The organism is Candidatus Aminicenantes bacterium, from assembly GCA_026393795.1.
Lineage (GTDB): Bacteria > Acidobacteriota > Aminicenantia > UBA2199 > UBA2199 > UBA2199.
Window position 1 is genome coordinate 1 of sequence record JAPKZL010000124.1, and the last position, 7178, is coordinate 7178.

Genomic DNA, 7178 nt, shown 5'->3' on the forward strand with positions numbered 1-7178 from the left:
CAAGCCCGCCGAAAATTCCAGCAGCACCACCCGGCCCTTCATTTTGGCCAGGCCGACCGGGGAACCGTCCAGGCCGTTGAGCTGGAAGGGATAGGCGGGCCCGTTGGCGGCAAGCTTCGCCTGGAATTGCGCCAGACCCCACTCGTGGCGGCAGTGGCGGCGGTTGACCTGGAAATTCTTTTCCTGGGGCAGCTTTTTCAAGGCCGAGTCGTAGGCCGCAATCGCGGCGTTGTAACAGTCGGCCGCCGGTGCGTATTGCTTGTCCTTGATGGCTTGCTGACCTTTGCGGACGTAGATCATTCCCCGCTCCCCCAGGCTGTAAGCATAATTCTGCCGGGAGGAACTATTGTTGGGATCTGTTTTCAGGGCTTGCTCGTAGAGTTCCGCCGCCTGCTGGAAGACGGCCGCGGCCTCCGCCAGCTTGCCCTCGTTGGCCAGGCGGTCCCCTTCATCCAGCTTCTTCTCCGCCTGCAGCGCCAATTCCTTGGCGTCGGCGGCGGCGAGCGCCGTGTGTCGGGCCGGAACCATAAGCGCCAGAATGATGACCACCGGGATCAGGATCTTTTTTGCCATGGATGCCTCCTTGTCTTGGGATCGCGATTGGGAATCGGTTTGTGCATTGGCTATTTTACAGAAAAATGGAGTTGTTTTCCAGAAAAATTCCGGGGCCGCATTTCACCAATGATCCATGCGGGCAGCAAAAATTGCGACCCGGGGATGGCCGCTATTTACAGACAAATTAGATTACCAACACTGAATGTTTTTGGCTACTCAACGAAATTACCAAAAACATAGTGTTGGTATAATTTGTGTTGCTATTTCAGCGAATCGATGATCGCCTTGGCGGTGGCGGCGTCCTTGTGTTCGGGGGCGAGGGCCAGGAACGTTTTGAGGCACTCCTTGGCCTTGGCCATGTCGCCCAGGCCGAGCAGGATGAGGCCGAGCTGGTAGCAGGCGTCGGCATGGGTGGCATCGATGGTGAGCACCTTTTCGAACATGGTCTTGGCTTCGGCGTTTTTTCCCAGGTTGACCAAAGAAACGCCATAGTTGTAGAGGGAGTTGGTATCGGTGGTTCCCAGGTCATAGACCTTCTTGTAGTGGACGACCGCCTTGGCAAAATCGCCTTTCTTGGCATACACTTTGGCCAAAGAGGCGAGGCCCAGGACAAAATCGGGTTTCAGCTCGACCGTCTTGATGTAGTCGGGCAATGCCGCATCGGCGTTGCCCTGCTTTTCCTGGCAAAAACCGCGGTAATAGTAAGCCAGGAAATTTCCCGAATTTTCGACCAGGGACTGGGAGAAGGCACCGACGGCATCGGTATATTTCTCTTCGTTCACCAGCTGCAAGCCCTTGTTGAAAAGTCCCGCTCCCTTTTCCGCCTGCAGGGCCGGTTCAAGGGTCAGGTTGATGTCCCGAGTTTCCCCCGGAGCCAAACGCAACGTGGTTGACGCGGGGACGTAGCCCTCCTTCTCGAAAGTGATTTCGTAGTTTCCCGGATAGAGGCCGCTCATGTATGCATATCCGTCCTTGTCGGTCCGCACCTCGTGCTTGCCTTTGGATTGGGGATCGGTCACGACGATCTTGACATCCGCCAGCAACGCCTGGGTCTTGCCGTCCCGGACCGTTCCCTTGATGGCGCCGATCATGCCTGTCTGGGCCAGCAGGGAAACAGATACGCCGGCCAGCGACAGCAGCAAAAGAAACTTCTTCATCGTTGCCTCCTTTTATCGACCCGCCGCCATGATGCGCAGAGTCTTCATTTTTATTTGTCGGTAGGCGGCACGGCCTGGGCCTGCACGTCCAGCTGGCGGGCATGGTCGTAATAAAGACGCGCCTTTTTGGAATCGCCCTGGGACAGGTAGGTCGCCGCGAGCAGGCGGCTGATCTCGGCCGTGTCGCTGTAGTTCCTCAACGCTTCGAGATAGGCGGATGCCTTGGCGAACGATCTCGTTTCTATGGCCGAGTTGGCCAGCAGCAGCAGGTTGGTGTAGGTCTTTTCGACGCCGTCCTGCTCCAGAAGATCCAGCACCTTGGCAAAATCGCGTTTCTGGTAATAGGCCCTGGCGATGACCGGCCTGGACTGGCCGGTCACCATTTCCGCGGGGAGCAGCGAGAAGCAGCGGATGGCCTCGTCGACCTCGCCGCGATTCATGTACTCCTGGCCGACGATGAAGCGGAAATTGTATTCGGAGTCGGCGGCGTCGATTTCTTCGACCAGATAGGGGCGTTTGATTTTCATGTAGGCCGGCATGAGAAACACGGGCTGGGAGAGGAGCAAGCTGCCTTTCTGGATGACCTGCAATACGTAGTTGCCGGCGGCCAGGTCCTTGAGCTCATAGCGGTATGAATGGAGCCGGTCCCGGCTGGTCGTCGGCGCCAGCGTTGCGATCGTTTTCTTATCGCCGCCGGCAGCGGACAGGGTTATTTCGGGAACTTCCCCGGACTCGACGATGCCCACCAGGCTGTCCTGGGCGGCATACAGGCCGCGCGGGTCGATTTGGATCATGCGCTGACCGGCGGCGAAAGGCTCATAGCGCCGGGGGTCGGCGGACGTGCGCTCAGCGAAACCGAAAAGGACCACCGGCCCGTCGGGAGCCACGACCAGCTCCTGGCTTTGGGAAAAGAATTCGCCGCTGGTCTTGTTGATGCAGGCCAGCGTCACGGTGAACGTCCCCGGGATGATCGGGAAGAAATCCTGGAAAAGGACTTTCTTTTCCAGGATCTCGGCCGCCTTGGCCTTGGGCAGTTTGAGGTCCAGCCGGCGGTCGTCCTGAAAAATCGTCTGCCCCTGAGCATCGACGGCCGTCAGGTAGAAGGTCAATTCGGCGTGCTGCGTGTCGGGCGAATAGGGCTTGAGGCCGATGAAATCGGGAATGAAGGCGTAATTGATGAAATTGAGGCCGTCCCGGCGGGTGACCGCCCAGGTCAGCTTGCCGCGGATTTCACTGGTTGACTGGCTGACCTCCACCTTGCCGACCGGCGCCCTGAATTTTTGCAGGTAGTTGGTCTCCACCTGCCTTTCGGGCAGGGAAAAAATGTCGGTCATGACGCTCCCGGACGTGGCGGTTACCGGAGTCGTGTCGGGATCGCCCTGCCCGGGTATCACCGAAAGCGAAGCCTGGGCCAGCTCCACTGAATTGCCGAGAAGGGTATTGTAGGCCTTGACGAGAGTCCGCTGGCGGTAGGCGGCGTACGGGGACAGCAGGTCCATCGGTTTGTGGATGCCGGGATAAAAGAGCTGGTAATCGCCGAGGTTGTGGTAGCGGAAAAACAGGAGATTGATGAAGGACGCCAGGCCTTTCTGGCTGAGGTTCTGATAGACCCAGAGCTGGCAATCGACCAGGTCTTCATAGCCGCTGAAATCCTTGATCTCCAGGGGCTTGCCTAGCAGGAGATAGATCTTGCCACGGTCGGAGGACTGGCCGTTCAGGCTCTTGCGGGTATATTCCAGGCGCCGGAAATACTCGTCCTTGAATTCGTTGGCCGGGGTGGCCGGATCGGGATCGCGTACTTTCCAGAACGCCTCCTGGTAGCGCTGGCGATCCTCCTCGGTCTTGATGAAGTTGACCGTCTGTTTTTCCAGGCGGGTCATGATCGGAGACACCTCGACCAGCCAGGATTTCCAGGGATCGTTTTTGGCCTTGGCGGCCAAAACAGGATTGCCCGCCAGGACCGCCAGCTCAAAAAACAAAAAAATAATCCGCTTCATTGGCAAATTATAGCACAGGGAGAGTGAAAAAGGCAGGGCCGTCAGGGATGGCGATCTCCCTGACGACCCGCGAGTTCAGCAATTAATAATAGAACCTGAGACCCACGCGGAAGCTGCGCGGGTTGACAATGGCATAGGTGGCCATGAAATCATCCGACGTGATGTAGTTCTGGTAGGACGTGATGGTGCTGGCATTGAAGAGGTTGAACACGTTGAACATGACGCCAATCCGCATGTCGTTCTTGATGGTGAACGTTTTTTCCACCTGCAGGTCGAGATTGACACGGGTCGGAAAGCGCAGGGAGCCGACTTCCTGGGCCGGGATGTACTTGGCCTTCTGGTTGATCTCGTTGCCAACCCGATAATAGGTATTGTAGGTGTCGCCCGAAATGACGGAGAAGTAGGGCGAAAAAGCGATATCCCAGGGGAGGATGACCGTGCCCTGAATTTTGAGCATGTGGGTGGGATCGAGGGTGTTGTGGCTGTTTTTGCTCACGTTGATCTGCCAGTTGGGATCGGAAAAGAGGCTGGAATACCGCGCCGCGGCGTAGGGGCTGAGGCCGCCGACCTCCTCGAGGTTGTTGTAATAGCCGGTGGTTTTGCCGTAGTTGTATGAGAGCATGAGCTGCCACTTGTTGGAGAAGCGCTTGTTGAGGACCAGCTCGAATCCCTGGTACTTGCGGCTGGGCGTGTAGGGGACCATGTTGCTGTAGACCGATCCATAATTGCCCTGCTTGATATTGGTCACCAGGTACTTTTCATCGCCCGGGTCGGTCTGGCTGTAGACGGTGATGGGCTGGTGGGTGTCGGGAGTGATGTAGGTCACTGGCTCGAAATCGCTCGTCAGGTTGACCCTGTCGATGAAGTTGCGGAAATCGCGGTAGATGAAGTTGGCGGCGACCGACAGATCGGTGATGATCTCGCGTTCGAGGCCGACGGTGATCTGGTTCATATAGGGCAGGCTGATGTTCTCGTCCATCGTGTAGAGGTTCTCCCACTTGATCGTGTAGTCCTCGACGTATTCGCTGCCGTCCCAGCTGTACTGGGTCCAATCGGGGCAGGGAGCGAACGCCTCATAGAAGGTAGTGATGATATTGTCCACGAATTTCCCGTAATGGAACTTGATCGCGGTGGTGTGGTCGCCGAACACGTCGTAGGTGATGCCGAGGCGCGGGGCGATGGAGATGTCCGGCTTGAAGACGCTCTCATAGCTGCCCGTTGTGATCGGGTGATAATAGGTTCCCGCCGACTTGAGAAAGCCGCGGTAGAAATTGATGCGGATGCCGGGGTTGATGGTCAGCCGGTCGCTGACCGCCCAGTTGTCCTGGACATAGCCGGATATGCGCAAGTTGATGGCTTTGGTGCTGTAGCCCTCATAGGCGTACATCAGATAGGGCTCCCCATTGTAGTCGATATACTGCTTGCCGCCGGTGTAACCCCAGTCGGTCTGGCCCGGGTTCATCTCGGTGTCGATGCCGAACTTGAAGTCGTGCGAACCGGCGATGAACTTGTCGGCGTGGTGGCTGACCGAGGCGTTGAGCTGGTAACGGTCGCGGAACGCGTGGTAGAAGGTGAGGGAATTCACCGAATACCAGTCCTGGCCAACGTCGTAATGACCGGGGAGGTCATACCCTTGCGCCGGGATCAATTTGTAATAGCTGATGAAGCCGGCGAACTTGGCTTCAAAGAAAGTCTTGTCGTTGAAGATGTGCAAATAGCTGATGTTGGGGGCGAACTCGGGCGAGCGCTGGTTGCGCGTGGCCGCCGGATCGACGTTCGCGTAGCCGCCGCGGTAGCTGCCGTTGTAAAGGTCGCCGTGAAGGAACATGGAAATGCGGTTGTCGCGGTTGGGCTGCCAGGTGAACTTCAGGAAGAGGCGGGGCTGGTCGTAGACGCTGGTTTCAGGGAAGCCGCTGAAAACATTCTGGCGCTGCAGGTATTGGGCGCCGGCGAAGAACCAGAGCTTGTCCTTGATGATTGGGCCGCCGATGTCGATGTGGGCGTTGTAGTAACCCTGGGCCGGGGGGGTCAGGCTCGGGTCATCGGAATTCTTGCTGTTCCAGGTCTTGGCCTGGACGTAGGAATCGAACATGCCCGAGAAGGTGTTGCCGCCGGTCTTGGTCACGGTGTTGAAGACAGCGCCATTGAAGCCGTCGAACTCGGCCGGGGCGCCGACGCCGCTGACCGAGACCTCCTGGACGACGCCGTAGTCGATGAAGAGATAAGCGGTATGCAGCTCCGGGTCGGAGACGTCGACCCCGTCCACCTGGTACATGATGCCGTTGTCAGCGCCGCCGAAAGCGGCGTTCTGCGAGACCCCGGGGGCCAGGTTGACGATGTTGGCCACGGTCTGGGAGTTGGGGATGTTCTGGATCATCTCCTTGGTCAGGTTGGAGACGGCCGTCTGCGAGTCCTTGACGTCGACCATGGGCAGCATGCCCTTGACCGTGATTTTTTCCTCGAGGGTGCCCAGGGTCATGGCGAAGTCGACGGTGAGGGTCATGTTGACCGAGAGGCGGACTCCCTCCTTGCGGGTCACCTGGAAGCCTTCGAGCTTGGCCTCGAGAGCATAGGCTCCCGGCGGCAGGGCGATGAAGCGGAACTTGCCATCGATGTCGCTGATGGCCGTTTGCACGCCGCCGATGAGCGCCGGTGATGAGAGGCTCACCGCCACGCCGGGAAGCGCCGACCCATCCGGCATCAGCACTTGGCCTACGATCGCGCCGTTTTCCTTGGATTGCGAATTCAGGAATGGATTCAGCAAAAACAAGGAGAGGGCGATTAGCAGGATTAACCTGTCAGTTTTTTTGTGCATGTATCCTCCTAAACCAAAAATTTGAACTGCGTATTCGGGAGTGGTCCCGATTTTTATTGTCGTGGTCGTTGCCTTCATCGTTTTATCCCCCAGCGCCCTGCCTGACCTTCGCGGCCATCAGCGCCTCGGCTTGGCGAAAGCATGTTTCGGCTGCACCTCGTTCCCCCTTATAGCCGTAAATGTCCGACAAAATATAGTACCCGAACGCCGTATATTTATCAACTGGCTTGATGGCGATCCCTTTGCGGCACAGGGCGATGGCCTCGTCCAGGCTCTGGCGGCGGTCGAGATAATACTTGGCGATCATGAAATAGGGGATGGCGAAGGATGGATGACTCTTCATGCTCGCCTGGTAGAATGCCAGCGCTTCATCGGACCGGTTGCCCTTGCGCAGCAGTTCGGCCAGGTTGTAGGAAGCCATGAAATTGCCGGGATTGATTTCGAGTTCGCGGCGGTAGTTGGCTTCGGCGCCGGCCGGGTCGTTGCGGCTCTCGTCGATCACGGCCAGGTCGAAGTGCGATTTCTGCTGTTCGGGAGAGAGTTCGATGCCTCTGCGGATCATGGCGGTGGCCTTCTCGTAATCTCCTTGCAAGAAATAAATCTCCCCCAGCTTCTTGCAGGCCTGCGCGTTGGCGTTGTCCAGGGCCAGGCATT

General features: G+C 57.8%; 5 protein-coding genes. All 5 read right to left on the bottom strand.

The window, feature by feature from the left end; translation table 11 throughout:
* A partial coding sequence (locus NTW95_05910; protein MCX6556953.1) for a tetratricopeptide repeat protein occupies positions 1 to 573 on the bottom strand: 573 nt, incomplete at its 3' end.
* Positions 574 to 815: 242 nt separating this feature from the next.
* Positions 816 to 1712, bottom strand: a complete 897-nt coding sequence (locus NTW95_05915; protein ID MCX6556954.1) for a tetratricopeptide repeat protein — start codon at positions 1710 to 1712, stop codon at positions 816 to 818.
* A 50-nt stretch (positions 1713 to 1762) separates the two neighbouring features.
* Positions 1763 to 3709 carry a GWxTD domain-containing protein gene (locus tag NTW95_05920; GenBank protein ID MCX6556955.1) on the bottom strand — a complete coding sequence of 649 codons (1947 nt, stop codon included), beginning with the start codon at positions 3707 to 3709 and terminating at the stop codon, positions 1763 to 1765.
* A gap of 82 nt (positions 3710 to 3791) precedes the next feature.
* On the bottom strand, positions 3792 to 6524 hold the full coding sequence (locus NTW95_05925) for a carboxypeptidase regulatory-like domain-containing protein (protein ID MCX6556956.1): 2733 nt from the start codon (positions 6522 to 6524) through the stop codon (positions 3792 to 3794).
* Between the two features lie 82 nt (positions 6525 to 6606).
* Positions 6607 to 7178 (bottom strand): tetratricopeptide repeat protein (locus NTW95_05930; protein MCX6556957.1); only part of this gene is annotated, 572 nt, incomplete at its 5' end.